The organism is Rhodococcus sp. 05-2255-1e (genome assembly GCF_002259025.1).
Taxonomy (GTDB): Bacteria; Actinomycetota; Actinomycetes; order Mycobacteriales; family Mycobacteriaceae; genus Rhodococcoides; species Rhodococcoides fascians.
This window is the reverse complement of the sequence record NZ_NOZE01000029.1, coordinates 1-1,011: the sequence shown is the minus strand read 5'-3', so window position 1 is coordinate 1,011 and position 1,011 is coordinate 1. Positions and strand designations below refer to the sequence as shown.

Here is a 1,011-nt window from a genome sequence, read left to right as displayed (position 1 = left end):
GTCCGGAAGCAGCGCCGCCAACGAGTCCAGAGCGGAGGTGGTCTGCGCGAGGGATCGCATTTCGATCCAGTGCCCGAGCAGCATGATCACGATCAGCAGGGCCAGTTCCCACCAGAAGTCGAGCTGATGATCGAGCAGGCCGAGGCTTGCTCCCATCGACGCGACGAATGCGACGGTGATCGCGAGGGCGATGAGCAGCATCATTCCCGGTGCACGTGAACGGATTTCGCTGACTGCTCCGGAGAGGAACGGGGAACCGCCCCAGGCATACATCACCGTTCCGAGCACCGGGGAGACCCAGGCGATCCACGATGAGTCGGGCAGTGAGTATCCGAGGAGCATCGCGAACATGTTCGAGGCAACGATCACCGGAAGGGCGAGGACCAGCATGATCCAGAACAGACGACGGAACATGCCGACGTGGTCCCCATGACCGGCGTGGCCACCGTGACCGGTATGGCCTTCGTGACCGGTATGGCCTTCGTGTTCCTTCTCGCCATGGCCGGAGTGGGCTGCGCTGTGTTCGGATGCATCGTGGCCCGGCAGCGTGCCCGCTGTCTCGGCTCCGCCAGCGTCGGCATGTGTGTGGTTGTTCATCGCGGGAAATCCTTCTCTCCACCAGGTTCAGCGGTTACGCGGTGCGCGAATCTGTGGGTTGCGGTTCGACTGTGTATCCAGCCTCGCGGACAGCTGCGATGACACCGGCGTGGTCGGGCACGTCAGCACTTGTCACCGTCAGAGTTCCCGCAGCTGCAGATGCCTCGACCGTGTCGACTCCTGCAACGGTGCTTACTTCCTCCCGGACTGCCGCTTCGCAGTGACCGCAGGTCATGCCCGTGACTTTGTAAACCGTGGTGATCATGTCGCGCTCCTCTGGCTGCTTAGATACCCCCTGGGGGTATCTCGATGACATGTCGACCATACCCCCTCCCCGTATGTTTCGGAAGGCCGTTGGCTGCGTCGAGCGGTTTACGAACCTGCGGCGACGACCGGTCCGTTGGCCGAACTTCG

General features: G+C 62.6%; 1 protein-coding gene and 1 pseudogene. Both read right to left on the bottom strand.

Translation table 11 applies throughout. From position 1 onward, the window contains the following. Positions 1-597: pseudogene (locus tag CH262_RS18390) on the bottom strand (heavy metal translocating P-type ATPase); the annotation flags it as partial. A 34-nt stretch (positions 598-631) separates the two neighbouring features. Next, positions 632-862, bottom strand: a complete 231-nt coding sequence (locus CH262_RS18385) for a heavy-metal-associated domain-containing protein (RefSeq protein ID WP_094718129.1) — start codon at positions 860-862, stop codon at positions 632-634. Positions 863-1,011: the final 149 nt, after the last annotated feature.